The 26489-nt window shown below is 40.0% G+C and carries 23 protein-coding genes and 1 pseudogene; 13 read left to right on the top strand and 11 right to left on the bottom strand.

Features of this window, described 5'->3' with window-relative positions:
• The 7 genes and pseudogenes from BLS33_RS24965 to BLS33_RS21050 all read left to right on the top strand — a co-directional run.
• Positions 1-1088: pseudogene (locus BLS33_RS24965) on the top strand (hypothetical protein); the annotation flags it as partial.
• Positions 1089-1162: 74 nt separating this feature from the next.
• Positions 1163-3127 carry a T9SS type B sorting domain-containing protein gene (locus BLS33_RS21075; RefSeq protein ID WP_089894624.1) on the top strand — a complete coding sequence of 655 codons (1965 nt, stop codon included), beginning with the start codon at positions 1163-1165 and terminating at the stop codon, positions 3125-3127.
• Between the two features lie 4 nt (positions 3128-3131).
• Entirely contained in the window at positions 3132-4085 is a 954-nt protein-coding gene (locus BLS33_RS21070) for a PorP/SprF family type IX secretion system membrane protein (RefSeq protein WP_089894615.1), read from the top strand.
• 99 nt (positions 4086-4184) lie between these two features.
• Entirely contained in the window at positions 4185-4712 is a 528-nt protein-coding gene (gene idi, locus BLS33_RS21065) for an isopentenyl-diphosphate Delta-isomerase (RefSeq protein WP_089894614.1), read from the top strand.
• A gap of 5 nt (positions 4713-4717) precedes the next feature.
• Complete coding sequence (locus BLS33_RS21060; protein ID WP_089894622.1) at positions 4718-5125, top strand: 6-pyruvoyl trahydropterin synthase family protein; 408 nt, start codon at positions 4718-4720, stop codon at positions 5123-5125.
• 70 nt (positions 5126-5195) lie between these two features.
• Positions 5196-6158 carry a type I phosphomannose isomerase catalytic subunit gene (locus BLS33_RS21055; protein WP_089894611.1) on the top strand — a complete coding sequence of 321 codons (963 nt, stop codon included), beginning with the start codon at positions 5196-5198 and terminating at the stop codon, positions 6156-6158.
• 108 nt (positions 6159-6266) lie between these two features.
• Positions 6267-6536 (top strand): hypothetical protein, encoded by a 270-nt coding sequence (locus tag BLS33_RS21050; RefSeq protein WP_089894610.1) that lies wholly within the window; start codon positions 6267-6269, stop codon positions 6534-6536.
• Between the two features lie 100 nt (positions 6537-6636).
• On the opposite strand, the gene BLS33_RS21045 is transcribed toward BLS33_RS21050, so the two are convergent.
• The 5 genes from BLS33_RS21045 to BLS33_RS21025 form a co-directional block, all read right to left on the bottom strand.
• Positions 6637-7347, bottom strand: coding sequence for a DUF4369 domain-containing protein (locus BLS33_RS21045; protein WP_089894609.1), 711 nt, complete (start codon positions 7345-7347; stop codon positions 6637-6639).
• A gap of 320 nt (positions 7348-7667) precedes the next feature.
• Positions 7668-10247, bottom strand: coding sequence for a chemotaxis protein CheB (locus BLS33_RS21040; protein ID WP_143017665.1), 2580 nt, complete (start codon positions 10245-10247; stop codon positions 7668-7670).
• Positions 10248-10719: 472 nt separating this feature from the next.
• Positions 10720-12036: a DUF819 family protein gene (locus tag BLS33_RS21035; protein ID WP_089894607.1), complete on the bottom strand. Its 1317-nt coding sequence runs from the start codon at positions 12034-12036 to the stop codon at positions 10720-10722.
• Positions 12037-12064: 28 nt separating this feature from the next.
• On the bottom strand, positions 12065-12865 hold the full coding sequence (locus tag BLS33_RS21030; RefSeq protein WP_089894605.1) for a Cof-type HAD-IIB family hydrolase: 801 nt from the start codon (positions 12863-12865) through the stop codon (positions 12065-12067).
• A 30-nt stretch (positions 12866-12895) separates the two neighbouring features.
• Positions 12896-15142, bottom strand: coding sequence for a transglycosylase domain-containing protein (locus BLS33_RS21025; RefSeq protein WP_245731582.1), 2247 nt, complete (start codon positions 15140-15142; stop codon positions 12896-12898).
• Positions 15143-15374: 232 nt separating this feature from the next.
• Between BLS33_RS21025 and BLS33_RS21020 the strand changes: the two genes are divergently transcribed.
• A complete protein-coding gene (locus BLS33_RS21020; RefSeq protein WP_089894602.1) occupies positions 15375-16187 on the top strand; it encodes a S1/P1 nuclease in 813 nt (270 codons plus the stop codon).
• A 325-nt stretch (positions 16188-16512) separates the two neighbouring features.
• Here the strand turns inward: BLS33_RS21020 and BLS33_RS21015 are convergent, their stop codons facing one another.
• Complete coding sequence (locus tag BLS33_RS21015; protein ID WP_089894599.1) at positions 16513-17112, bottom strand: alpha-ketoglutarate-dependent dioxygenase AlkB family protein; 600 nt, start codon at positions 17110-17112, stop codon at positions 16513-16515.
• A gap of 6 nt (positions 17113-17118) precedes the next feature.
• Complete coding sequence (locus tag BLS33_RS21010) at positions 17119-17991, bottom strand: AraC family transcriptional regulator (protein WP_089894596.1); 873 nt, start codon at positions 17989-17991, stop codon at positions 17119-17121.
• A 222-nt stretch (positions 17992-18213) separates the two neighbouring features.
• Here BLS33_RS21010 and BLS33_RS21005 point away from each other — a divergent pair, with 222 nt between their 5' ends.
• Positions 18214-18801, top strand: coding sequence for a hypothetical protein (locus tag BLS33_RS21005; protein WP_089894593.1), 588 nt, complete (start codon positions 18214-18216; stop codon positions 18799-18801).
• 114 nt (positions 18802-18915) lie between these two features.
• On the opposite strand, the gene BLS33_RS21000 is transcribed toward BLS33_RS21005, so the two are convergent.
• The 3 genes from BLS33_RS21000 to BLS33_RS20990 all read right to left on the bottom strand — a co-directional run bounded on the left by BLS33_RS21000 (position 18916) and on the right by BLS33_RS20990 (position 20466).
• Positions 18916-19212, bottom strand: a complete 297-nt coding sequence (locus BLS33_RS21000) for a DoxX family protein (protein WP_394330908.1) — start codon at positions 19210-19212, stop codon at positions 18916-18918.
• A 196-nt stretch (positions 19213-19408) separates the two neighbouring features.
• The gene (locus tag BLS33_RS20995) at positions 19409-20044 is read right to left on the bottom strand and encodes an MOSC domain-containing protein (protein ID WP_089894621.1); all 636 of its coding nucleotides are present in this window, start codon (positions 20042-20044) and stop codon (positions 19409-19411) included.
• Positions 20045-20109: 65 nt separating this feature from the next.
• Positions 20110-20466: a DUF6249 domain-containing protein gene (locus tag BLS33_RS20990; RefSeq protein WP_089894589.1), complete on the bottom strand. Its 357-nt coding sequence runs from the start codon at positions 20464-20466 to the stop codon at positions 20110-20112.
• A gap of 14 nt (positions 20467-20480) precedes the next feature.
• On the opposite strand from BLS33_RS20990, the gene BLS33_RS20985 reads away from it, so the two are divergent.
• From BLS33_RS20985 to BLS33_RS20970, 4 genes are all read left to right on the top strand, one after another.
• Positions 20481-21194: an RNA polymerase sigma factor gene (locus BLS33_RS20985; RefSeq protein WP_317039873.1), complete on the top strand. Its 714-nt coding sequence runs from the start codon at positions 20481-20483 to the stop codon at positions 21192-21194.
• Complete coding sequence (locus BLS33_RS20980; protein ID WP_089894588.1) at positions 21175-21591, top strand: hypothetical protein; 417 nt, start codon at positions 21175-21177, stop codon at positions 21589-21591. Before BLS33_RS20985 ends, BLS33_RS20980 begins: the two co-directional genes overlap by 20 nt.
• Positions 21592-21660: 69 nt before the next feature.
• Entirely contained in the window at positions 21661-23259 is a 1599-nt protein-coding gene (locus BLS33_RS20975; RefSeq protein ID WP_089894586.1) for a solute:sodium symporter family transporter, read from the top strand.
• An 85-nt stretch (positions 23260-23344) separates the two neighbouring features.
• Complete coding sequence (locus tag BLS33_RS20970) at positions 23345-24157, top strand: inositol oxygenase family protein (RefSeq protein WP_089894584.1); 813 nt, start codon at positions 23345-23347, stop codon at positions 24155-24157.
• Positions 24158-24202: 45 nt separating this feature from the next.
• Here the strand turns inward: BLS33_RS20970 and tamL are convergent, their stop codons facing one another.
• Positions 24203-26485 carry a translocation and assembly module lipoprotein TamL gene (tamL, locus tag BLS33_RS20965; protein WP_089894582.1) on the bottom strand — a complete coding sequence of 761 codons (2283 nt, stop codon included), beginning with the start codon at positions 26483-26485 and terminating at the stop codon, positions 24203-24205.
• Positions 26486-26489: the final 4 nt, after the last annotated feature.

Genomic DNA, 26489 nt, shown 5'->3' with positions numbered 1-26489 from the left:
TGGACCTGGGTACCTTGGTTAACGATGCGGATTTCGACATTACCAACGAGATACAGGACCTGAGCCTGACGGGCGATATATTGACGATCACGAACAACGCGGGCGCGACGGACATCGACCTTGGCGGCTATATCAATACGGACGAGCAGCAGATCAGCCTTTCGGGCAACACGATCACGTTTGCCAACGGTACGGGCGCGGACACGACGGTGGACCTGACGGGCTTCATCAACACGGACGAGCAGGACCTTACCGGCGCGGTGCTGACGGGGAACAGCCTTGAGATATCGATACAGAACGGCGACCCGGTGACGGTGGACCTGGGTACATTGGTTAACGATGCGGATTCTAATCCATCAAATGAAATTCAAGTCCTTGGAAGAACAGGTACCAATGTAACTTTGACCAATGGTGGAGGTTCGGTTTCCATTGCAGATAATGATAACGACTCTGGTAACGAAATTCAGACACTTGATTCCGCGGACGGATCTGTTACCCTGACCAATACAAGCAACAATTATGATTTGTCAGTAAACTTTCCTGCGAATAATGATAACAGTGCAACCAATGAACTTACGGATCTTGACCTGTCTAGTGATATTCTTACTTTAACAAATCCGGCAACTCCGACGAATCAGGTAGATTTAAGTCCATATTTGGACAATACAGACAACCAAGTAGCCTCTGAAGTGAATTCAGATACCCCCGTAGACGTAGACGGAGATGGCAATACTGAGGCTACGGTAGAAGATGTAATACAGGATATTGCCCCGATTACTTCGAAAGCCGCGCGTATATTTTATCCGCCTTCGATAGCCGTCGATGCTTCCACAGTTGTCAATAATGTTACCATTGATTTATATCAAGAATATATAGACCAATTTGGCAGCCCTACCATGGCAAGTGCGGGTGCCCCTTCGGCTATACCTACCTATACCAAAACAGAACTTTATTATTATGTTACCTATGTAGATCCGGCAGTTCTGAATATCGATAGTATTAGTGCTGATGGTGTTATGCAGTATGATGTAGTAGGAACTCCAGCAGATTATAACTCTTTGATTAATGTAGTCTTTGTAGTGAAATAACAGAAACGGCCCAAATCGATTTGAAATTTATTCAGACATATAAAAGATTAATTGTCAGCCTCGTTTTCTTAATGATGGGAGTTGTCGTAGCTAATGCACAATTTTTGTTGCAGGCTCCCGATGGTGGCGGTGAATCAAATTACAGGTGGTTTGAGGCATCGGATACAAGTACAGTTTTGGGCACCGATTCATTTTATGAAGCAACTCAAAGAGGAGTCTATTTTGCTACCTATGATGGTACTTTATGCGGGTCGAATGCAACAGGGTATTTTATATTGACTAATTGTAATTCTCCTTTTAATCAGGTCACTTTGGATATAACCGCGAACGTCGATATATCTACTGGAGCAACTGTTAATTGGAATCCGGTCCTTAGTGGCGATCAGACAAGACCTGTTGTAAGCGCTACAGAAAGTGTAGTCAAGTATACTGCAACGGTGACAAAAGCAGGTTGTGATTTTAATTTGCCTAATTTCACCGTAGTCTGTATGTACGAAGCGGCCACTTTGGTCGATGATATTGTTACGACCGACGAAGATATGTCGGTTGTGGTCGATATTTACGGCAATGATTCCGATATGCCTGCAACCGGAAAGCTGACCATTTCTGGAGCACCTACGAATGGTACGGTAGATATTGATAACAATGGCACACCGAACGATCCCAACGACGATGTGGTAACCTATATTCCGAACCCCGATTATAATGGATTTGATTCTTTCGATTATACCATCTGCAATACGTTTGGTGATTGTAGTACGGCTACGGTCAGCGTGACAATACTTCCAATTGTAGACGGGGTCGAAGATTTTATTTCAACTACCGAAAATATTCCAGTCGAAATTGACATCTTGTCTAATGATAATGATTTTTCTTCCGATGATACATTGACAACAACTAATCCTTCTAACGGAACGATAGTCATTAATGACAACGGAACACCAAGTGATATCACGAACGATACCATTATCTACACGCCGAATACAGATTATTTGGGAGCCGATTCTTTTACCTATACGCTTTGCGACACTCTCGGAAATTGTAGCACTGCCATAGTAAATGTAGTGGTCAATCCGACAGGAATTATTGATAGTGACTTTGATGGCATCGTTGATAGTTTTGAAGATTTAAACCTTGACAATGATGGTGACCCATCAACCAATCCAACAGATTCCGATGGAGACGGATTCCCAGATTATTTAGACATTGATTCCGATAATGATGGAATTCCTGATAATGTTGAGGCTCAATCAACAGTAAATTATATTCCGCCTAGTGGAATCGATAGCAATGGAGATGGGCTTGATGATGCGTACGAGGGAAATAGTTTCATTGGTATTTTCCCCATAGATACAGATGGAGATAATTTGCCCGATTATTTAGATGAAGACAGTGATGACGATAAAGTTCTCGATAACATTGAAGGTCATGATTACGATCATAATGGCATCCCTGAAGTGACCTATATTGGATCAGATAAAGATAATGATGGTTTAGACGATGGATACGAAGGGTCTACAATCATTGATGATGATGTAAACGATGAAATTGATGATCCAAGAAACGACTTGCCCGATACTGACGGTGATGGCGAAGTTGATTATCGTGATATCGATGATGACGGCGATGGAACCGATACGGCCAATGAAGATGCTGATAAAGATGGTAATTTTCTGAACGATGATACGGATAGTGATGGAACTCCTGATTATTTGGAACCCAACATTTCAGACGAAGATTTAGAGGTTTTCAATATTGTCACGCCCAATGGAGATGGTTCCCATGATACATTGCGAATAAATAGTATTGAGAATTTCCCGAACAATACGTTGAAAATATATAATAGATGGGGTGTATTGGTATTTGCTACGAGTGCATACGATAACAATAATAACTATTTCGATGGCAGCTCTAAAGGAAGGGTCACCGTCAATGTGGACAACAAATTACCCGTAGGTACTTATTTCTATATCTTGGATTATGAAGATGGAACTGGTACTATGAAAACGAAAACGGGATACATATATATAAACAGATAGCAGCATGATAAAGTTTGAACAAAAAAATAGGGCGATTAAGAAAATCAAATTATTATTTGGCCTGTTCTGCTTTTTTCTGATAAGTGTGGTGTCCGCACAGCAAGATGCTCAGTATACGCAATACATGTACAACACAGTAAGTGTAAACCCTGCTTATGCGGGTTCTCGTGGGCAGATCAGCGTTGCAGCATTACATCGATCACAATGGATAGGTCTTGAAGGCGCACCACAGACCCAGACTTTCAATGTGCATTCCCCAATAGGATATAGAGGTGTTGGCTTGGGGCTGTCGATTGTCAACGACAAAATTGGTCCGACATCAGAGACCAATTTCGATATTGATTTCTCATATACAATTTATACTTCGACCGAGGGTAGGTTGAGTTTTGGATTAAAAGCGAGTGCAAACCTATTGGACATACGGTTTTCAGAGCTAAATCAATATACCCAGGATCAGATATTACAACAAGACATCGACAATAGGCTTTCTCCAAATATTGGAGCAGGAATCTATTACCACACCCAAAAGTTCTATGCAGGGCTATCGGTGCCCAGGTTTCTTGAAACTTCCCATTTTGACGAAGCTTCCCTTTCTACCGCCAAAGAACAAATGAATTTCTATTTTATTACAGGTTATGTTTGGGACCTCAATTCATCTTTAAAGTTTAAGCCTGCCGTGTTGACCAAGGTAGTAAGTGGCGCTCCACTGCAAATGGATATGTCTGTAAACTTTATGTTTAGCGAGAAGTTCATTTTAGGGGGTGCATACCGATGGGATGCCGCCTTTAGTGGATTGGCCGGTTTTCAGATATCCAATAAATTTCTTATCGGCATTGCCTATGACAGGGAAGTTACCGAATTGGGCAATGCCGCTTTCAATGATGGGTCTTTCGAAGTCGTTCTCAGATACGATTTTATCAGCACCAAGGGTAATCTAAAATCGCCAAGGTTCTTCTAGCAACCGCATTGCGCAAATAATACCCATTACGCTACTTCTTTTCTTATTTTTATGATAGACTTAACCCGTAAAATTGGGCAAAGGTCTTATTTTTACGCTATGGAAGAGGAACAAGTGATTTTGGTCAATGAACAAGACCAGCAAATCGGAACCATGCCAAAAATGGAAGCGCATGAAAAAGCATTACTGCATAGGGCATTCTCTGTCTTCATTATGAACGAAAAAGGAGAAACAATGTTACAGCAGCGTGCTACGGGTAAATATCATTCCCCATTATTGTGGACGAATACCTGTTGCAGCCATCAAAGGGAGGGAGAGAGCAACCTTGAAGCGGGCAAAAGAAGATTGATAGAAGAAATGGGTTTTTCAGTTGAATTGAAAGAGCTTTTTTCGTTTATCTACAAAGCTCCATTTGATAATGGCTTGACCGAGCACGAGTTGGATCATGTTATGATGGGGAGCTTCGATGGCAATCCGAAAATCAATCCTGATGAAGTAGCTGATTGGAAATGGATGAAACCTGAAGAAATCAAGAAAAGCATTGCAACAGACCCTCAGCAATATACAGCTTGGTTCAAAATTATTTTTGAGAAATTCTATGATCATATTTCTAAATCGAATTCTTGATGGGTATGAAAGTAAAGGTTAGTAGAAAGGCACATTTTAATGCCGCACATCGATTGTACAGTCCTGAATGGGACAATGCAAAAAATGCCGAGGTTTTTGGAAAATGTAGCAATCCGAATTTTCACGGTCACAATTATGAACTTATTGTCAGTGTCTCGGGAGAGATAGACGAACAGACCGGTTTTGTGATGGATATGAAAATATTGAAAGAATTGATAAAGGATAAGGTGGAGGATGCCCTAGATCACAAAAACCTCAATGTCGAGGTACCAGAGTTTAAAGAGGTGAATCCTACAGCAGAAAATATTGCGGTGGTTATCTGGAACAAGCTCCGCCCTCATATTGCTTCGAACAAAGAGTTGGAAGTTGTACTCTATGAAACCCCAAGAAATTTTGTTACCTATGCTGGATGACATCATTAGTGTTATGCTACAATATGTACTATTTAAATAATACCTAATAAACCAAAACCTTTTTAAGCCTATGTATCCACTGAAATTCAATCCCATCTTAAAAGAACGCCTTTGGGGCGGCACCAAGTTGAAAGACGTTCTAGGAAAAGATATTCCAAATGATATAACAGGCGAGAGTTGGGAAATATCGACCGTACCTGGTGATATATCCGTTGTTTCCAATGGAGACTTGGCAGGAACTTCACTGCAGGAATTGATTGATAAAAATAGCGAGGCAGTATTAGGTAAAAGTGTTGTAGAACGCTTTGGAAAAGAGTTTCCTATCCTCATAAAATTCATAGATGCCAAGCAAGATCTTTCTATTCAATTGCATCCAAATGATGAACTGGCGAAAGAGCGGCATAATTCCTTTGGTAAAACAGAGATGTGGTATATAATGGATGCTGATGAAGCTGCCAGTTTAATAGTTGGTTTCAACAAAAATGTATCAAAGCAAGAATATACCAAAAGTCTGGAAGATGATTCGCTTCTAGATCTTTTAAACTATGAAAATGTAAAAGAGGGTGATACGTTCTTTATCAATACCGGAAAAATTCATGCTATTGGGGCGGGAGTGCTTCTTGCCGAGATCCAGCAGACCTCTGATGTAACTTATAGAGTATTTGACTTTAATCGCCGCGATAAAAATGGTAATCTCCGCGAATTGCATACCGAACAGGCTTTAGATGCCATTGACTACGAAAAGAAAGATGATTTTAAGGTCGATTATGATAGAGAAAAAGATATTGTGAACGATATGGTGGCTTGCCCGTATTTTACTACCAATTATATCGATTTGACAAAAAACATGGAACAAGACATTTCAAATCGTGATTCGTTTACTATTTATATGTGCGTTGGGGGTTCGGCTACTATTGAGAACAAGTTTGGTTCGGCCAGCATTCAAAAGGGGGAGACTGTTTTGGTGTCTGCCGATTCAAAAAAAGTACTTTTAAAAACAAATGGTGCCAAACTTTTAGAGGTAACCATTTGATTCTCTTTAACATCATCATGGGTTTAATATTTTAGGACTTTGATTACACGTGAATTTTTCTGTGGTGATTGATCTCAAAAAGCCTATTTTTGCAAAAAAAATTAATTCATGGCAAATATTAGAGCGTTAAAAAAAGATATCAATAATGTATTGGGCGATATAATCGAGGCGGTATATATTGTTGAGGCAGCGAATGGCAAGCAAGATTCAAAAGAAGGTGTCAAGATTGTTGATAAGGCAATTGAAACATTTGATGCTTTGATCGTTAAGGTCAATCAAAAGAATGTTGAAAATAGAAAGAAACACTTGAACGAAGTTCGGGCAACGTTGGAAAAGGAAGCCACTGCTTTAGTTGAAGATGTGAATAAATTAAGCTAAATATTTATTAGCTTTACTATAAAAAAATCCCGCTGCAGCGGGATTTTTTTTGCTATCTATTTTGATACTACTTAAATTCTGATTTGCGTTGTGACCAGCATTAGTTACCAGCTCTAAGTTCTTCCAAATGTTTTTTCAATGCTCGACCATATTTTGAATCAGCAACTTCAGGGGCCAATGAATTACTGATCGAGTCCAAATATTTGGGGTTGGCGTCGGCCACTTCAAAAAGTGCAATATAGGGTGCGATGTATGAATTTTTGTTATTCAGGGCAAAATTAAGGGCATAGGCATACCCTCTTTTTATGTTACGGTTGCTCTTAATCCGTAAAGAGTCCAGTTGTAATGAATCGAGGGGCTCTTCTGCATTTGAAGCCTGCTGCATCATCAAAAGATCTCTTTTATTGATTTCTGACATTACTTTCCGATATTCCTCCAACTTTTTATTGGTTTCTGAACCCGTAATTTTAGCATTGGTGTCAAAAGTATTCCATGTAGTATTTATGGTAATTTTGCCAGGCTCGCCAAAAAATGTAATTCGGTCGTTGACCATGTTGTTGTCTTTCTTATCAAGATAGAGATAGAAAATTTCAGGACTCTCCAGTTCCGTAGTAAATGAGAAGTTTCCATCCCCCTCTATTTGAAGCGAATCAATGGTCACCAATGTTGAATCAGGAATATGTTGCAAATACAACATTCCTTTTTTCAGGCCCTTCACGTTACCGACTACCTTCATGGTATTATCGGTACTATTTTCCCCGCAAGAAAAAACAAGCAGTGCAAGTAAGCCAAAAAAGAATAGGTTTTTCATGTTTGTTGTTTGTGGCGCAAATATCAATAAACTTTTAGATAGTTTCTAAACTTTTGCTGCAATTTCTATCAGAGAGCGGCAAAGTAAGTCCCCAGTTGTCCGACTACATTACCAAAAATTGCCAATAGTTTTATCTTACCTTATTTTTTGGATGACTTTATGTCTCTGTAATTTTCTCAAAACCACAATATGGTCTTCACCATGTGTTCTTAAGAAAGGTGCAAACGAAATAGCTGAGATTATTTATGGGGAAATTGGCGATTGCCCTAGGGAATTATTTTCTCATAAGCATTGTTGGGACGGAAGATAGTTTTCTATAGCTAGCTTTTCGCTATTTTTCTTTCGGTTACATCTTCCATCGACAAAAGAATTAATTTATTTGATTCATGATTATGTACAATTTCCCTGGCATTGAACATAAAACGCCATTCCCCGCTTGATGGGTGGTTGATAATAATTTCCTCATCAACAATGCGTATCGCTTTGGGAAGCACTTTTTTTATCATGGTCTGCAGTTTGACATTGTTCCATATTTTATCTTGAATATCAAAGAACGATCTGCCCCTAATTTCCGTTTCATCGACATCGAATCTTTTATAGTATGCCGCATTGGCGGTGCGTATTTTGTAATCATTTTCCAGCACCACAAAGGGTTCCCGTAGGTTGGCGATGACCGCATCGAGGTAATTTAACGTACGGTTTTGTTCGTTCTGTTTCTCAAGTAGTTCTCGGTTTACAACGATGAGTTCCTCGTTGGTGGATTGAAGTTCTTCCTTAGATGTCTCCAGCTCTTCGTTAAGGCTCTGCATCTCTTCGTTGCTACTCAGTAGTTCTTCGTTGGCACTTTGCAGTTCTTCGCTGTAAGCTTCCTGCTCCTCACTGATACTGCGCATGTCTTCGCGCATTTGTTCAAGCTCCCTTTCCAGGGCCATGACACGTTGTTCGGTGAAATTCCTTTCCTTTGATGAAAAGGTCGGTTTCAATTTTTTCCAAGCCCTTTCCAAAAGGGAAGCGTTTTGCGATTTCTTTTGGAACAAGATAAGAAAGTAGGGGTCTACAACATTGGTCAATGGCACGATTTCAATGGTAGCCAAGGAACGGTGGCCGTTATCTACTATGGGAATACCTTCTTTGATGACCGATTCTTGGGTTTCCTTGGCTTTGTGCAAGGCATTGCGCAGTTCGAAGGCGAGTTCCTTACGTGCCATTTTCATCAGCTCATGCGTGGGTTTGCCAGAAGACGGCTCTAGAAAAGGGGCAACGCTGCCGTTTATATGTACGACTTCCATATGCCCGTCTACAATGACGCTTGCCGGAGTATATCTAGAAACAAGCACGGATTCCGCACTTTTCTTAAAATCTGTTCGGGAAGCCCTAATTGAGGGTATAGGTAGTTTATTTGGTGTTTCATTCATTGTACTTGGTGAAGCTAAAATCTGAAAACGACTTGAACCTGATTTACGTATATATATTTTCCCTTCTTGAGAAAATGGAATGAATTGGTCTGACGGCATTCCTATGGTTTCTGATTTGCCAAGCAGCAAAAATCCTTTTTCCTTGAGCGCATAATGGAAAGTGGAGAGCGCCTTGCGTTGTAGGAAAGGATCCAAATAGATGAATACATTGCGGCAGCTGACTAGATTCACTTTGCTAAAAGGGGGGTCTTTTAAAAAATTGTGCGTGGCAAATACAATACTGTCACGTATCGGTTTTACTACCTGATAATTGGCGTCAACTTTTGTAAAGTAATCAGCCAATTGCGATTTCGACAGGGGTTCTACCTCGGCCGCACTGTAAACCCCGGTACGCGCCTTTTTAATGGCAACATCCGAGATGTCAGAAGCGAATATCTGAATTTTGGTCTTAAGAAAGTTGTGTCCTGACGTAAGCCCGCCTAGTGCATCAAAAAGGACGATGGCCAAAGAGTACGCCTCTTCCCCGGTACAACAGGCAGGGATCCAGATACGAACGGGTTCTTGCGGATCTTGATTCTTCAGAATCTGGGGAATGACTGTCTTGACCAGTTCATCGAAAATCTCGGGATCTCGGAAAAAAGAGGTCACCTTTATCAGAAGGTCTTGGAACAGGGATTCGCGTTCAGCCCTGTTTTTGATTAGAAAGGCCAAATAATCTTTCTGTTCTGTAATTTGATTGATCGCCATTCTGCGATCTAAACGCCTTAAAACTGTTGGTCGCTTATAAAAGCTAAAGTCTACCCCGCTATGCTGTTGTAATACGGAAAGGATTTTTCTAAGGCTGTTTTCATTTATTTTAGATTTCTGTTCTTCGTCTTTAACAGGGTCACTTTCGTACAGTGCATAGACATTTACCAGTTTAGTCGGTATTTGCTCAACGGGTAGTACAAAGTCGACAACCCCCGCACCTATGGCATTTTTAGGCATTCCGTCCCATGTTGCAGAGTTTGGGTCTTCGGCAAAGGTTATGCCGCCGTGTTCTTTGATTTCCTTCAATCCCACTGTGCCGTCACTGGCGGTACCCGATAGTACTACGCCTATGGCCATAGTACCATGTACTCTTGCTAACGCAGAGAAGAACACGTCTACCGGCATGTTCTGAACATTTTTTTTGCGAGGGGTAAGTTTTAACGAATAGTCCGATATCTCAAGCATTTGATTTTCCGGAATCACGTAGATGTGGTCTGGCTTGATAGTGCAATCATTGCTGATTTCCTGTACTGGAATGCTGGTCGCTTTAGAAAGAATCCCTGGAAGAATGCTGTGGTGGGTAGGGGAGAGGTGCTGTACCAGTATATATGCCATTCCCGAGTTTGCGGGAACTGCCTTTAGAAATTTCTGAAAGGAATCTAAACCTCCAGCTGATGCCCCAACACCGACTATAGGAAATTTTTCAAATTCTGAATCTGATGCAGTTTTGGCCATTTTTAATTCTGAGAAAATAAAGGTAACGAAAACGGTAATAGCATGGCCGAAAAAAATTATTTTCCTTATAGCCAATAGGAATTATCTTGCAAAATTTTGTTTTTAGATCTTCTTTTTTGAGTATTAACGCAGAAGGTTTTACAAAAGATATTACTAGGCTTCCCTAAAAAGATGATTCGGGGCAATAGCGCTACTGAGAACTTCCCTATCCCCATGTGATAAAAAGTTGATATGCCCATAATTTGGTGGTAAGAGATAGCTTTTCCTCCCAATCAATCATAAGAATCTACCACAACCGACGTCGTGAGATGTACTATTTTTTTTGAGCATTTTATTTTACTGGTGACGTTTGTGTCGTGGCAGTGAATTTTTACCTCAGGAATAGAAAGACAAATGCGAATAGACCAAAAATGAAAAGGTTCAATATGTTTGATATTATTTGTGGGAAGTTCAATAAACTTTTAGATAGTTTCTAAACTTTTGAGGCAATTTCCATTAGATAGGCACAAAGTAGGGCGCCCCCTGTTCCTACCACATAACCAAAAACGGCCAATAGCACTCCTACTGAAGTCAATGAAGGGTGGAATTCGGCCGCAACAACGGGAGCCGATGCAGCACCTCCTACGTTTGCCTGGCTTCCTACCGCCAAAAAGAAATAGGGGGCTTTGATGAGTTTTGCTACCAAAATCAAGAGTACGGCATGTATTGAAATCCATATAAAGCCAACGGCTATGAGTCCGGGGTTTTCTAAAACTTTGCCAAGATCCATCTTCATTCCGATGGTCGCCACCAGAATGTATATGAACATGCCTCCAATCTTACTGGCACCTGCACCTTCATAGTTCTTGGCGCTGGTAAACGATAATGCAATGCCCACCGTTGTGGCGATAACAACCATCCAGAAAAAACCAGATCCTAGAAAAGACAAAAAGCTCTTTTTGTCACTTACGCTTTCAAAAGAGTCAATTAAAAATGCACTGATGTGTCCTCCAAAAAAATGGGCTATCCCCACGGCCGTAAAGGCGAAGGAGAGCATCATCATATAGTCTTTGAGCGTAGGCACCCGTGTAATTTTTTCTGCGAAAGCGGTTACTTTAATTTTTAATGTTTCTATGGAAGAAGTATCTGCTTTGAGCCAGCGATCTATCTGTTTGGTGCGCCCGACCCCTAATAGGATAATGGCCATCCAAATATTGGCTACAACGATATCGATCAACACCATGGCACCGTATTTTTCAGGTGTATACTTAAATATCTCGTACATGGCTGCTTGATTTGCCCCTCCGCCTATCCAACTGCCAGCAATTGTGGAAAGTCCGCGCCAGATAGCATCAAAATCGTTTCCTCCCACAGCTTCCGGGGAAAAGATGGAAACAATTAAAATAGCAATGGGTCCCCCAATTATTATGCCTACCGTTCCGGTCAAAAACATAATCAAGGCCTTCGATCCCAGATTTGCAATAGCCTTGAGGTCAATACTCAAGGTCATTAATACCAATGCGGCAGGCAGTAAATAGCGGCTTGCCATATAATACAGTCTCGATTCATGAACGACCAAATCACCAGCACTATTGATAGTCTCCCATTTTTCGGCAACGACACCAAAAGAAGAGAGCAGTCCCGGTAATAAGTAACACATCAAGACGGCCGGAACGATACCATAAAACTTACTCCAAAAACCTGTTTTTATCGATGAGGTATAAAATATAAATCCCAAGCAAAGTGTCAATACTCCAAAAACGACTGTATCATCGGTGAGTAGTGGTTCGGTTAAAAGGCTTTCATTCATATAGGAGCTACTTATTTTCCAAATATAATCAAAGCAGGTGTTCTTTGATAAATTGTGCTACCCCATGCTCCGTATTTTTTAAGGTAATGCTTTTGGCAATGGCCTTAACTTCTTCTCGTGCATTGCCAACGGCGACCCCATAACCCGAATACTTTAGCATCTCTATGTCGTTGTAATTGTCACCGAATGAAATCACATCGTTTATAGTACTGCCTTCGTTCAGTAACTGTTTAATAGCGGAAAGTTTAGATACGGACTTTGGTGCTACCTCTATCAAGGTGTCGTTCGACCGATAAAGATTCAGACTTTCGGAGAAGTTTTCAACGAGTAAGGGATAAAGTATATCGGCCGTCTCCTTGGTTCCCATCAACATGATTTTGTGAGCACTGGCCTTTCTGTCTTTCCAGTCAGAGATAGTTTCAGATGTAGCCCTGAATATGGGAGTCGCTCGGGTATAAAGAATTTCTTTTTGTACGCGTTCGGTATCTTCCTCCACATACCATTCGTCTTTATAATAAAGTCCGAGTTTTATGAGCAATGCGTCAGCCATCGTATGTATTTGGGTGACATGATGCAAATCGATTAACGTAGAAGCAATTTCAGTTTCTCCATCTAATACTAACGCACCGTTATAGCATATGATCGGTTCATGTTCGATACCGAGCCTTCGCTGTAAGTAGGTCATCGACCGTGGCATTCGGGCAGAGACTAAGATTATTTTTGTCTCTTTTCGGATTCTTGAAACTTCGGCAATCGTAAAGTCGGATACGTCACTTTTGGTCGAAAGCAACGTACCGTCTAAATCGGAACATAGAATTTTATATTTCACTGCAAGTTTTTTTAGGGAATAGCTTCCGGACTAGGCCTTGGAATTTCTCGTTCTGAACTCTTTCTTTTTATTCGGATTCTTAAAAAGACGTTTGAAAAAACCGTCCCTTTTAACCGGTTCGCAGTTTAATTTATCCAACACACTGAAACTTGGTCGTTTAAATTGGGCCTTCGTAATTTCATCGAATTCCGGATCTTTGTTCAGTTTTTGCATCCAAAGAGCGAAAAGAGGTAGCGCGGCGTTGGCACCTTGCCCAAGACTGGTACTTCGAAAACCTATTTCGTGATTGTCAAGTCCCACCCAAGTAACATGCACTAATTTTGGGGTAAGGGCGACAAACCACGCATCTTTATTGTTTTGGGTCGTACCTGTTTTTCCGGCAATAGCATTATTCAATTTATAACTCGAGCGAATTCTAGAAGCGGTTCCTGAGTTTATGGTAGATTTCATCATTTCAATCATAATCTGCCTATTTTCTTCAGAAAATGCTCGCTTTCTGGCTCTTTTTGGCTCAAAATGCTCTAAAATGGAGTCTTTTTGATTTCTGATTTCTTGAATGAGGTACGGGTATACCGCTTTGCCTCCGTTTACATAGCTGGCGTAGGCCCCAGCCAGTTCGTTAAGGTAAATTTCACCGGTGCCCAGTGCAAGCGAGGGTTGACGGGGTAATTCGGAAAAAATACCCATATTTTTCGCTTGAACGATGACATTTTCAATTCCAGTTTTCTCTAAAACCTTTACAGCTACGGTATTTACCGAATTGCTCAATGCCTCCTCCATAGAATAGTTGAGGTATGCTTCATCTTTTTCTCCGGAGTTACTGGGTGACCATCCCTTTAAATTTTTATATTCCACTTCTTGGGCAGAAAAATAGGTACACGGTTCTATGCCGATTTCCAATGCAGCAGTATATACGATGGGCTTGAAGGTTGATCCGACCTGTCGTTTGCTTTGGGCCACATGATCGTATTTGAAATGCTCAAAGTCTACCCCGCCGATCCAGGTTTGAACTGCTCCCGTTTTAGCATCAATGGCCAAAGAGCCGGTATTTAGAAATTTCATATAGTGTTGTATGCTATCTAAAACGCTCGCCTCTACCGATTTTTCACCATCCCAATCGACAAAGGTCATTTTCTTTTTTCGAGCAAGCGAATCCATTATCGCCTTCTCGGCAAGTCCGTTTTTTTTCAGCTTTTGAAAAGCGGGGGTTTTCTTGGCTAGTTTTTCCAGTAGATTTTTGTCGGTTTTCCAGGGTGCATTGTTGCCGTAGCTTTTTTCAAAACTTTTTTGTAATGATTGCATATGCCCTTTCATTACATCTTCGGCAATGGCCTGCATTTTATAGTTTAGGGTCGTATATATCTTTAAACCTGAGGTGTAAATATTGTAATCGTTACCTTCTTCTTTTTGCGCTTTGGCCCATTTGAGCATTTGTTTGCGTACCTCTTCCCGAAAATAAGGGGCGAGTCCACTATTATGGTCATACTCCTTATAATCCAATGTCAACGGTATTTCTGTTAAACTATCTTTTTGGGATTCAGAAATAAACTCGTTCGAATACATCGATTGTAGCACAAGATTTCTTCGTGAAAGGCTATTTTCTGGGAATACCCGCGGATTGTAACCGTACGTGGCCTTAAGCATGCCAACCAAGACGGCCGCCTCTTCAACTGTAAGTTCTATGGTGCGTTTGTTGAAAAACTTTAAGGAAGCACTTTCTACACCGAATACATTATCACCAAAAGATACTGTATTCAGGTAGTGGGTCAGAATCTCTTCTTTTGAATAGAGATCTTCCAACCGCGCGGCAATAATCATTTCTTTGACCTTGTTTACGGCAATATTCGTTTTTTTTCGATCTCTTCGCGGATAAAGGTTTTTGGCCAATTGCTGGGTGAGGGTACTGCCACCACCTGAGGATTGGTCTTGCATCAGCACTGTCTTTACGGCAACGCGCATCAAGCTAGTGTAGTCGATACCCGAATGATTATAAAAACGTTGATCTTCAATAGCGACAAGCGCCTCTAAAAGATGTTGGGGAAAATCTTCGAACGTAATGGGTTGCCTGTCGAATAAATAGAATTTACCAATAAGAACACTATCCGCCGTGTAAACTTCAGAAGCCCTTTGGTATTTGAAATCGGAGAGTTCAGCTTTTTTCGGTAAAGCTCCCCAAGCCCCAAAATAGACGCTTAGGAAAAACAGCAATATCAAGGCTATCGCAGAAAGAAAGGCTATGGCGCCATACTTTATAAAATGGGGTTTTATTTTTTTCAAAATCAAATTATAATGTTTTCAGCTGCAAGATCATATTTAAAAATTAAAATAGAACCAGTCTTAACAATAGATTAAAGTTCCTTTTTCTATTTTTATGGAAATTTTGAACATTCTAAAGATGTTGATATGAGTGCTTAGGCCCATTTTCTAGTTGATTCGGGTATTTGGCGGATATCATTGCTCAAATCTTTTAAACTTTCCCCGAATTAAAATTCGATCTATAAAAATTGAAATGACAAAAAGTACGAAGAACACCGTAAACTCCCCGCAGACTATAAAAATAATTGTTTTGTTATTTTTCCTTAGTTCTCAATTAGTTATATCAAATGTACCATTTTGGTCTAAAACCGGTCATAGGGTCATTGGGGAAATAGCGCAAGACCATTTAAATGCAAAGACCAAAAGGGAGATATTGAAACTATTGGACGGAGAAAGTTTGGCGGCTGTGGCCAACTTTTCGGATGAAATAAAGGCCGATACGACATATCGTAAATTTTCGGCTTGGCATTACGTTAATTTTCCGGCCGATGCGTCTTATAAAGATGTTGAACCAAGCCCTTATGGTGATGTTGTTATTGGTATTCAAAAGTGTATTGAAATCGTAAAGAATAAGCATAGTTCTAAATCAAATCGTGCTTTTTATCTTAAAATGCTGGTGCATTTGATGGGCGATTTACATCAACCGATGCATGTGGGCCGATTGGAAGATAAAGGAGGTAACGATATCGAGCTGCAATGGTTCAACAGGCCTAGCAATCTACATAAAATATGGGATGCCAACATGATCGATGATTACGGTATGAGTTATACCGAACTTGCCGATAATCTACCTCGGCTAACCAAAAAGCAAGTTGCCGTCATACAGAAAGGCACTATTTATGATTGGCTTGAGGAAACGCAAGACATTGCCAATGAGGTTTACGAATCTGTTGATGAAGGTGAAAAGTTATATTATCGTTACAGCTATGATTGGTGGAGTACACTGGAGACTCAACTTGAAAGGGGAGGCTTGCGACTGGCAAAAGTTTTGAACGAATTATTCTAATTTTCAGATATAATATTCTATTGTACCGATGTACTCGGGTCACTTCGATTTTTCTCAATTACCATAAACTTCTCGATTTCTAAAAGTTTGGTATGCGCAGCGTTTACTAAAAGTAAAATTCTTTTCTTTTCGGAAGTCTTTTTTATGCAGGTCATCGTATAATAGAAGGCGTAGGTCTAAAGAGTAAACGAAATGGCATGCGTTTTGAGTTAGGTACTATAGAAGTTGGGTGCGTGGAGATTAGCATTTTGTCCCGGAGTGTTAAAGGCAGTACACGGTTTCGGAATTTATGGGCATAAAAAATCGGTTCAAAAGGACCGATTTTTTATTTTATAACCCTAAAAGTAAGGTTTATGCGCTCTTGCACGGGTTTGGCCGTTTTCGGAACCTGATGTAACCAATGATCTTGCGTTGGTCCGGCCATTAGCAAAAGGCTGCCGTGTTGTAATAGCAGTTTATGTTTTAGGTTTTTGTTATTTCTATGTTTGAGGTGAAAGTAACGTTCTTGTCCCAAAGTCACCGAAGCAATGAGGGGGTTTATTCCTAATTCTTTTTCATTATCGGCGTGCCAACCATTGCTGTCGGTTCCGTTTCGATAAAGATTTAATAAACAGGAGGTAAATTTAACTGCACAAATTGTTTCCACTTTTTGTTTTAGTTTCAGTATATCTGGGGTGAACTCATGAGGTTGCATAACTATGTTGGAGTAGGAGTAGGGCTTGTTCGAGTCTCCATACAGGGCTGTTAACCGAGGTTGGGGATAGACTTTTCCAAAAACCTTTATTTCATCTTGCTGCCATGGCACAGTTTTTCTTAAGCGGTTGAAATACTGTGTTGCCTCATCCTTATATATAAAGAAGGGGTAATAGCTGATAGCGCTATCGGGTAGGTCGAGTTCGATTTTCTTTAAAAGCTCTTTACCCATGCCGAGCTACTGCAAGATGGTTTTCAATTGGTTTCGATACTCTGAGGGATTCTGGCCCGTAAATGCCTTAAACGATTTATTGAAGTGGGAAAAATTATTGAAGCCACTTTCAAAACAAACTTCGGTAATGCTCATCGGTTTTTCCGCCAACAGTTTTGAGGCGTGTACCAAACGATATTCATTGACGAACTGTACAAATGTTTTGTGCGTGATTTTTTTAAAGTACCTACAGAACGACGGCACGGTCATACTTACCATGTTCGCAATCTCGTCTAAAGTAATCTCTTCCTTGAAATTATTTTTGACATGATTGAATACAATATTGATACGGTCATTGTCTTTCACTTCGGTCTCAATTGAAAAACCTTCCGCATTTAGTATTTTGAATTCATCCGATTTTGCCAACTCGTTCAAAATATTCAGAATAGAGAGTAAGCGTTGAAAGTCGGTCTGATATTCGAGCACTTCGATTTTTTCGCCTATTTTACGTTTGGTATTTCCTGAAAATGCCATACCACTTTTAGACATTTCAAAGAGACCCTGAATTTTTTTCATCTCAGGAATGTCGAAAAATTCATTTCCCAAGAAATCCATTTTCATTTGAACGACGGTTTCACTGGTATTCCCCGTAAGGCTATCGGTAAGGCCACAATGGGGCAGATTACTGCCGATCAAGATTAAATCTCCTTCAGAGTAGTACGAAATATGGCTGCCTATCTGGCGTTTTCCCGAACCTCCATTTACATATACCAATTCAAGTTCTGGATGGAAATGCCATATGTTATTATGGTTCAAATGATCCTCATCGAACCTTTGATAAGTAAATGAGTGACCAAAATTGGGTTTGATGGCTTCAAAAGTAGGTTTTGTTGAAATCATAAATAGATTTTAATATAAAAAGTATAAAATTAGATAACGCTTTTACCCTTAAACTTTGCAAAATTACCAAAAATATGTTCTATTTTACCATTTAACACAAAATTAACCCTGTTGGTGGTTAAAATAGAACACAAATTGGAACATACAGCTGTAGTGAGCGCTAGAATATGAACGTAAGTTTGTATCATAAATTATTCACTAACCCGTGTAAAACAAAACGTTATGAAAAAAGTTCTAAAATTAACCGCAGTATTGGCCTTTATGTTCGTTACCTCAAAAGGCATGGCAAACGAACCTAAATTGAACGTGTTGTCAAATACCAACACCAAAAGTTTGGTTTTTGAATTGGATCCGTCATCAAAGGATACATCAGTCAAATTTTTTGATATTGATGGTAATATCATGTATTCCGAGGCTGTTTCTGGAAAGTACGCTTATACAAAGAAGTTTGATTTGAAAGACCTTAAGGACGGCAGCTACTATTTAAAGGTAGATAATGCGCTTCGGGAAATTGTTTATACTTTGGAAGTAGATGCTACCGATGTGAAAATAGTTGAGAAAAAAGAGAATGCTAAGCCTGTTTTCAAAGTAGCTGAAGGAATGGTTTTTCTAAACCTTTTGAACCTCGATGCAAAAAAAGTAGAAATTAAAATCTATGACAGCAGCAATAGAACGCTTTTCGAAGAGGTTGTAAGTGATGAGCTTAAAATAGAAAAAGCTTTTAATTTTAAGAATGCTTTTAAAGACAGTTATACTTTAGTGGTAAAAGATAGCAACGGTGTTTATTATAAAGACTTTGTTGTAAACTAATTGAAGAAGAGTTGATTAAGTAAGTTGAGTTGTTAAGTTGAGTTAATTGTCCTCAAAAGGTCTGCCACTAAAGCGCCTTTTGGGGACTTTTATTTTTGTTAATCGAGGCTTTGTTTACAAATACCAAAACGCCCAGTACATCAGTAAGAATTGTAGCGGAATGCGCAGCACTAGCATCCATTTAGGTAGCCCCATCGATGCTTTTTCATTTAAAAGCATGTGAATATGTACCGGTAGAAAAAAGGTAAGCATGCAAATGATGCATACCAAAGCAAAGTCTTTGGTCAATGAAAAACAAAGTGCAATACCCAGAATTATTTCTGAAAGACCACTGAGTGTCACCAAGGCCTTATGACCGGGTAAGTAGCCTGGTAAGATTCGCATATACATTTTAGGTCGTATAAAATGCATCAGCCCCGCAGTTATGTACGTAATAGCCATTAAGTAAAAATGCCAGGGGAGCTCCATGTTTTTGTTTTACTGTTCCATCTACCTAGGGGATTATGACGTACTATTTAGCCATACAAACCTTTAGGAAACGGATAACTACACACCCAAGTTACTGAAAACTTATCGTTTTTTCAGAGTTATTGTTTTTGACATCATTTTAAAAGAGGTGTTTTTTTAGTCGCTCTCTTTTATATTCGGGAAGGGAAAGATTTTCGACAGCCAATCTCACTATTGCGGGATCCTTTTTTCGGGCGAGTATTATCTCGAAACATTGTTTTACCGTCAATGTGTTTTTTGATTGTTCAACAAGAACCATTTCATCGCCTGTACTGACGAAACCTTTCTGCAAAATACGTACGTACGTACCGGGATAGCCATATGCAATATATTTCTTGAGAATGGATTGGTCGGAGAACCTGATGCCCAATTTATAACAGGGCTCGCGAGGTTGAGATACTTGTACCAAGGCCGTTCCCATTTTAAAGATGTCTCCAATACGAATGACGGATTCATCGAAACCTTCTACCGTAAGGTTTTCGCCAAACATACCCCAATCCCATTTAAGGTTCGGATATTGTTTTTTCCAAAAAGGGTAGTGGTCGGCAGAAAAGAGAAAACACGCTTTATTGACCCCGGCGTGATGTTTCCGGTCGATTACGGTGTCCTTTTCTACATCGGTTTCTCCTAAACGTAAGGCTGTCGGAACGGGATACTTAAAGATTCCGGTTTGTTCCTCTTTACCGTTCCAAATTATAGTGGTCGGTTTTCCAAGATTGGTTGAAATTATCTTCATACCCAAAAATAGAAAAACCATCGCTGTAATGCCATGGTTTTAACTTCTATAAATTAGTAGATGTATTATGATTCCTCCTTATCCATTTTCTTGGTCAAAAAGAATCCTATTAAAAGACCTGTGCCCGCCATTAAGAAAATAGATCCGAACGTTGCTACATCCCATTGAACATTGAAAGTTGATCTTAAAACACCACCAATAATAATACCTGCACCGATTCCCATAAGCAACAATGCCAAATTGAGGATAAGAATTTTCCATACCGGTGGGGCATGTTCGCGTTTGCCCTTGACAAAAATACTGGCATCGGCACCTTTTTCTATTAAAGCAAGGCGCTCTTTGTTCCGTGTTGAAAAATAGAGGTAACAAATACCAAAAATCACAATAAATAAACTGATGAAAACGAATACCGGACCTGCCATATATTTATATTTAAATGATTAATTTTATTGGGTTCATCGGTTATGACGACGTAAAACAAGTTATGGTTACATCTATTTCAGAAATTTTTTTCAAGGCAATCGTAACCGAAAGTCTTTTTACGCCGTCAAAGACTTACATGCCAATCGACGACGACCAACTTATTATAGACAGCATATTAAATGGTGATACGACAGCCTTTGCGGTACTGGTGAATCGTTATAAGAATATGGTGTTTACCCTGGCTTTTCGTATGTTAAAGAATCGGGAAGAGGCCGAAGAATTGGCTCAAGATACTTTTGTAAAGATTTTCCGCTCCCTTAAAAAATTTAAAGGTGATTCTAAATTCTCGACTTGGGTTTATAGAATTACTTACAATGGTTGTTTGGATCGGTTGAAAAAGCTTAAAAATGAACCCTATGTTGTTACCCTTGATGAGTTTGATAAGTCTGGGGTGAAAACAATGGACAACGCCCTCGATTTTCTAGAGCAACGTGAACGGGCCAAACTAATTCAGAACAGTTTACAAGATTTACCCAATGATTACGGCTTACTTTTGACACTTTTCTATTTTGAGGAATTGTCCCTTGAAGAAATCTCAGCGATAGTCGGAATGACCTCTAATCATGTGAAAGTAAAACTGTTCCGAGCCAGAAAACGGTTGGCAAAAATATTAAAGACAAAATTGGAACCAGAAACAATTAGAAGTTATGGACAAAGAGAGCGATAAAGAACTAGATGAATTTGTCGGGAAATTGTTACGGGAAAATCCCATTGAATCACCCTCCCTTAATTTTACTTCCAAAATTATGGAGCAGGTAGAAACTATGCCCCAAAACGAACTTTTTACATACCGCCCGTTGATATCAAAGTATGCATGGGCAGGTATTGGCCTGTTTTTATTTATTGGTAGTCTGTTAGTTGTCTTCGGTAGCGTTGAAATGGAAACTTCTTTGTCGGGCCTTATGAATATTGATGGACAAATCAATTTTGATTTGCTCAAGAATCTTCCTCATTTCAACATGCCAAATACTTTAATTTATGGGGTTTTGGGCTTTTCATTTTTTGCTTGCATTCAAATAGTGTTGATAAAACATCAGTTTGATAAACGATTTATTGTGCATTAAATCGTTTTAAAATTAATTATTTACTTTCTTTGGCCTCAACTTTTTGTCAAATTCCTATTTTTACGGCCAATGGCGTTATTTACTTTTCTTCTATTTACGGGTTTTGTTGCATTTTATGCGACTTGGAAATTACGACGCGACAAGCTAGATTCTCGTGACGGGTATTTTTTAGGTGGGCGTTCATTGACTGGTATCGTGATCGCTGGATCACTTTTACTGACTAATATTTCAACCGAGCATTTAGTAGGTATGAATGGATCGGCTTATCGAAATGGAGCGATTATCGTGGCTTGGGAGGTAACTTCTGCATTGGCGTTGGTCATTGCCGCCCTATATTTTGCGCCACGTTACTTAAAAATGGGGCTGACTACGATACCAGAATTTCTGGAAAAACGGTTTGATGGGGTAACCCGAACCCTGGTCGCTCTTTTGCTTATTATTTCTTTTGTTGCTACACTGTTACCTATTGTATTATACACCGGGGCCTTGAACATCGAGGCTATTTTCGAAATATCTGAAGCGCTGAATGTTACCCAATCGCAAGGCATTTGGATTACCATTCTGGTTGTGGGTACGATTGGTGCTATTTACGCCATATTTGGCGGACTTAAAATGGTCGCGTATACGGATACCATTAACGGTTTTGGTCTTTTGGTCGCTGGTCTTTTGGTTCCGATTTTGGCATTGTTGAGCATTGGCGATGGCAATCTGTTCGAGGGTATGGGAATGGTTTTTGAGAACAGCCCGGATAAATTCAATGTGGTCAGTAAAGAACCCAGTATCGGCGAGGGTGCACGTTCGGCTATCCTTCCTTTCGAGGTGTTATTTACTGGATTAATGGTGAATCAAATTTATTTCTGGACCATGCACCAGTCTATCATACAGCGGGTGTTGGGCGCGGTCAATTTAAAGGAAGCCCAAAAAGGTTTGCTATATACAGGCTTGTTAAAGATTCTGGTCCCGGCGGTTATTGTGTTGCCAGGCCTTATCGGTTTTTATTATTTTGGGGAAAGTTTATATGACAACCCAGATAGCGTTTATCCCCTTTTGGTTAAAAAAGTATTGCCGCTGTGGCTCACTGGTTTTTTTGTGGCTGTTATGATGGGGGCGATTCTCAGTACTTTCAACAGTGCACTGAACAGTGCCGCTACTGTTTTTAGTTTGGGTATTTTCAAAAGATATATTCAAAAAGATGCCAGCGATAAAAAATTAGTCGCCATTGGAAAATGGACTTCAGCCTTATTGGCAATTTTTGCGATTGGTATAGCACCTTTTGTGGCCAATGCCCCAGAAGGACTTTATCAGCTGCTACAACAATTGAACGGGATATTCTTTATCCCTATTGCCAGTGTCATTATCGCAGGATTTTTGTTTCCTAAGGTTTCGGCTTCCGGTGCGAAAGCGGGTCTCCTTTTTGGTCTTGTGTTTTATGTAGTGATGTATTATGGACTGCAATTGGATATTCATTTTGTACATATTTGGGGTATCGAATTTGTGCTGAATATTATAGTTATGCATGTGGCTACCCTCTTATTTCCTAAAGAAGCTCCTTTCGAAATGAAAGATGCGGGGGTGTTAAATTTAAAACCGTGGAAGTACGCTAAACCCTTCAGCCTGTTCTTGGTCGTATTTACCATTATTTTGTACCTTGTACTAGGAAATGTATAGTCCCCGAAAGGAGACTGATGACGTGATGATTTGTAAAAGAATTATTTTTTAATTAGGACCCCAAGGTTCTACTATTGCTTGTTTTATGGAAGAAAAAACATTTAGAAATTACGAGGCGGTTGATATATCGGCCGCAGTAAAGGAGCATTACCGAAAAATGCGTAAAAATCAGACGGTAGATTACGTGCAGCGTATGCATAAAAAATACTTGAATTTTGATAAACCAATGCCACTTTGGGAAGCAATGGTACATCTGAACGACCTGATTGATGTAAGTGATCCCGATATCGATTTACCGAATGTACAGCACTTGATTCAAAGTGCGGAGGCTATTCGCGAAGATGGCCGGCCCGATTGGATGCAACTAACGGGTTTGCTTCACGATCTTGGTAAAGTTATGTTTCTATGGGGCAGTGATGAAGACGGTACGAGCCAAGCCGAACAATGGGGTATGGTAGGTGATGTTTTTGTAGTAGGTTGTGCCTTGCCAGATAGCTGTGTATATCCCGAATTTAATGCGCTGAATAAAGATATGCAAGACCCGCGTTACAATACACCTTTAGGTGTTTATGAAGAGGGGTGTGGTATCGATAATCTTGATTTGGCTTGGGGGCATGATGAATATTTCTACCAAGTGCTGAACAACCACAAAGAGAATTCGTTGCCGGAAGAGGCGATGGCCATGATTCGATACCATTCATTTTACCCATGGCATTCAGGAGGTAGTTATAAGCAATTTTTGAACAAAAAAGACGAGCAATATCTCGAGTGGATTAAAGACTTTAACAAGTACGATCTTTATACGAAGAGTCCGAAAACCTATGATTTGGAAGAGATTCGGGAATACTACCAGCCCATTGCCGAAAAATATTTGGGCAAGGGACCTATTTTCTGGTAAAATTTGACGTGACCTAAAAGCCGTGCAAATGGCTGAAAAGGTGTTTTAAAAAGGATATCCGATAGCGAAATTTAAAATCAAGTTGTCGCTACCTCCATCGAAAAATGGTGTTCTACTGCGCTCACCTTCGGGCAAGTAGGGCACCCTTACTGGAGATGCCAGGTCTAGGCGAATGACAAAGCTTTGAATGTCGACACGAAGACCAAAGCCTACCCCAACCCCCAATTCCCTGGCCCAATTTGAGCCAAAAGTTCCTTTATCCATAAGTTCTTGATAAAGTTCGCGACTTTCGGTGGATTCGTCCTCATCGATTTCAATGGAATTGGTGAGCCAAACATTTCCTGCATCTGCGAATATTGCGCCTTTCAAATAAGACCAAATAGGAAATCGATATTCCAGATTTGCTTCCAAGGCCAAGTTTCCTGATTGGTCAAAAAAGGAAGAAGAGCTACTGTCATCATCAGATTTAAAAGTGCCAGGGCCAAGTGAACGTATTTTAAACGCCCTGACGCTGTATGGGCCTCCTGAGAAGAATTGTTTAACGAACGGTAAAGTGGTAGAGTTTCCGTAGGGAATACCCCATCCGGCATATATTCGACTGATAACGGTTTGTTCTTGGCCCCACTTCATATAATAGCGAAAATCGATATCAGCTTTAGCATATTGCGCATATTCCAAACCAAAAACAGTTTTCCTATTTCCGCTGAGCAACCCTAAGGTGTTTCCAGAAATATCGAAACTGGTCGACACATAAATGGGAAAGGTTTTTTTATTATCTACAAGCTCGTTGTAGGTAAACGTATAATTCAAACCGGCGATGAACTGCTGCTCAAAACTCAGCTGTAAAAAGGGGTTGTTATCCAATATGGTCTCAAATTCCTCGGTGGTATCGGCGAGGTTTACATAATTGATGCTGATGGGGTTGAGTTCGTGATAGACATACTTGTTCGCATTCCATGTATACCCAAACGAGGTATTAAAAGAAGTGAGCGTATACAATTGGCTTCTTTTTAAAATATCACCTCCCAAGCTGATTTTGGTTTTTGGTACGGCATATTTGAACATACTAGTCGAAAAAGGAACCAATCTCGGTATAACCAAATCTGTTTTCAATCCACCTGCTATACTACTGAGCCCTGAGTTGTTCCCTCCAGAAAGCTGTGTCGCATACGAGAAATCGCCGGTGATGCTAAAAGTCTCCCCACTTTGAAAAAGATTTCGGTTGCTGTAGGTCGCTGAAATTCCGGGTCCGGCAAGTCCATTTGATTTGGTTACCGCTTGCAATTCGGCCCTGATAGATCGTTTGGTCAATGGTGAAAGGTAGATGTCGGCATATAGCGATCCGGCGCCATCTTTAGTGGTGGTATCTTTTTCTGTAAATTGGATATTGACGTATTTATAACTTCCTATCGATGATAGTCGATTGCTTGTTAGCCGTGCTGTTCGCGCATTGTATTTTTGTCCTTTTTTGAAAAGAATATAGGGTTTCAATTGTCGGGGATCAAAGAACTCCTCGTCTTGAACAAAACCTATATCTTCAATAATAATTCTTTCATTGGAAACAATGGTATCCTCAACCGTATAATTGGGGTAGACCGTTATAGAATCTATGGTGTATGGAATTATGGACTTAGGGGGCGTCTGTTTTTTGAGTCTAAGGAACAAGTCTATCTTTTTGGTGTCATAACGATTGGTGTCAGCCTCAAAAATTAAAAAATCGGGGTTGAAATTGTAGTAGCCACGTTGTTTCAAATCATTATCGATTCGCTCTCTTTCAAATTTCATTAGCGAAAGGTCAAAACGGTCGCCCGGTTTTAGTGCCGTTTTCGTTAACGTTTCTTGAATGGCCTTATAAATGGGCAAAGTGTCTTTTTCTATCTGATAAGTTCCGATTTCATAAGGCCTTATTATATCAACTTCATATGCGACCCCTGCAAACTTTTGGGTGCTATCAATTTTCGATACCACTTTGCTGTAGAAAAATCCGTTGTTATCTAATCGGTTCAGTATCAATTTTTCAACTCGCTCTTGATCGACCTCGGAAAAGTATACCGGTTCTTCACCAAACTTTTTGTTCAACCATTTGTTTAAAAAGCCGGGATTTTTCTTTTGAGATTTATAATGGTAGTATAGGCCTAGACGCATGCCCAAAATTTGTGAATTGGGCTCAGGTCGAAGTAGGGTGTTCAACTCGGCTTTTATTTTCTTTAAATTTTTGACATCCTTTTTTGTACTTGTATGTATTTCGGCGCCAGTATATAGAACTTCTCCCTCTGGTATAAACTTTTGTACACCACAAGACCCTAACACTAAGGCAAGTGATATCATTAAA

Origin of the sequence: Kriegella aquimaris (assembly GCF_900103215.1) — a bacterium.
Taxonomy (GTDB): Bacteria; Bacteroidota; Bacteroidia; order Flavobacteriales; family Flavobacteriaceae; genus Kriegella; species Kriegella aquimaris.
Note: the sequence above shows the minus strand (reverse complement) of the source record. Positions and strands in the feature narration are given on the sequence as shown.

Excerpts from the sequence above, each read along its gene's own strand:
- BLS33_RS21005 (WP_089894593.1), top strand. The coding sequence starts at position 18,214 with ATGAAAAAAGTTCTAAAATTAACCGCAGTATTGGCCTTTATGTTCGTT.
- BLS33_RS20975 (WP_089894586.1), top strand. The coding sequence starts at position 21,661 with ATGGCGTTATTTACTTTTCTTCTATTTACGGGTTTTGTTGCATTTTAT.
- BLS33_RS20985 (WP_317039873.1), top strand. The coding sequence starts at position 20,481 with ATGATTAATTTTATTGGGTTCATCGGTTATGACGACGTAAAACAAGTT.
- BLS33_RS21055 (WP_089894611.1), top strand. The coding sequence starts at position 5,196 with ATGTATCCACTGAAATTCAATCCCATCTTAAAAGAACGCCTTTGGGGC.
- BLS33_RS21035 (WP_089894607.1), bottom strand. The coding sequence starts at position 12,036 with ATGAATGAAAGCCTTTTAACCGAACCACTACTCACCGATGATACAGTC.
- BLS33_RS20980 (WP_089894588.1), top strand. The coding sequence starts at position 21,175 with ATGGACAAAGAGAGCGATAAAGAACTAGATGAATTTGTCGGGAAATTG.
- BLS33_RS21015 (WP_089894599.1), bottom strand. The coding sequence starts at position 17,112 with ATGGGTAAAGAGCTTTTAAAGAAAATCGAACTCGACCTACCCGATAGC.
- BLS33_RS20990 (WP_089894589.1), bottom strand. The coding sequence starts at position 20,466 with ATGGCAGGTCCGGTATTCGTTTTCATCAGTTTATTTATTGTGATTTTT.
- BLS33_RS21040 (WP_143017665.1), bottom strand. The coding sequence starts at position 10,247 with ATGGCCAAAACTGCATCAGATTCAGAATTTGAAAAATTTCCTATAGTC.
- BLS33_RS21050 (WP_089894610.1), top strand. The coding sequence starts at position 6,267 with ATGGCAAATATTAGAGCGTTAAAAAAAGATATCAATAATGTATTGGGC.
- BLS33_RS20970 (WP_089894584.1), top strand. The coding sequence starts at position 23,345 with ATGGAAGAAAAAACATTTAGAAATTACGAGGCGGTTGATATATCGGCC.
- tamL (WP_089894582.1), bottom strand. The coding sequence starts at position 26,485 with ATGATATCACTTGCCTTAGTGTTAGGGTCTTGTGGTGTACAAAAGTTT.
- BLS33_RS21045 (WP_089894609.1), bottom strand. The coding sequence starts at position 7,347 with ATGAAAAACCTATTCTTTTTTGGCTTACTTGCACTGCTTGTTTTTTCT.
- BLS33_RS21070 (WP_089894615.1), top strand. The coding sequence starts at position 3,132 with ATGATAAAGTTTGAACAAAAAAATAGGGCGATTAAGAAAATCAAATTA.
- BLS33_RS21020 (WP_089894602.1), top strand. The coding sequence starts at position 15,375 with ATGACAAAAAGTACGAAGAACACCGTAAACTCCCCGCAGACTATAAAA.
- BLS33_RS21075 (WP_089894624.1), top strand. The coding sequence starts at position 1,163 with ATGGGAGTTGTCGTAGCTAATGCACAATTTTTGTTGCAGGCTCCCGAT.
- BLS33_RS20995 (WP_089894621.1), bottom strand. The coding sequence starts at position 20,044 with ATGAAGATAATTTCAACCAATCTTGGAAAACCGACCACTATAATTTGG.
- BLS33_RS21060 (WP_089894622.1), top strand. The coding sequence starts at position 4,718 with ATGAAAGTAAAGGTTAGTAGAAAGGCACATTTTAATGCCGCACATCGA.
- BLS33_RS21000 (WP_394330908.1), bottom strand. The coding sequence starts at position 19,212 with ATGCATTTTATACGACCTAAAATGTATATGCGAATCTTACCAGGCTAC.
- BLS33_RS21010 (WP_089894596.1), bottom strand. The coding sequence starts at position 17,991 with ATGATTTCAACAAAACCTACTTTTGAAGCCATCAAACCCAATTTTGGT.
- idi (WP_089894614.1), top strand. The coding sequence starts at position 4,185 with ATGGAAGAGGAACAAGTGATTTTGGTCAATGAACAAGACCAGCAAATC.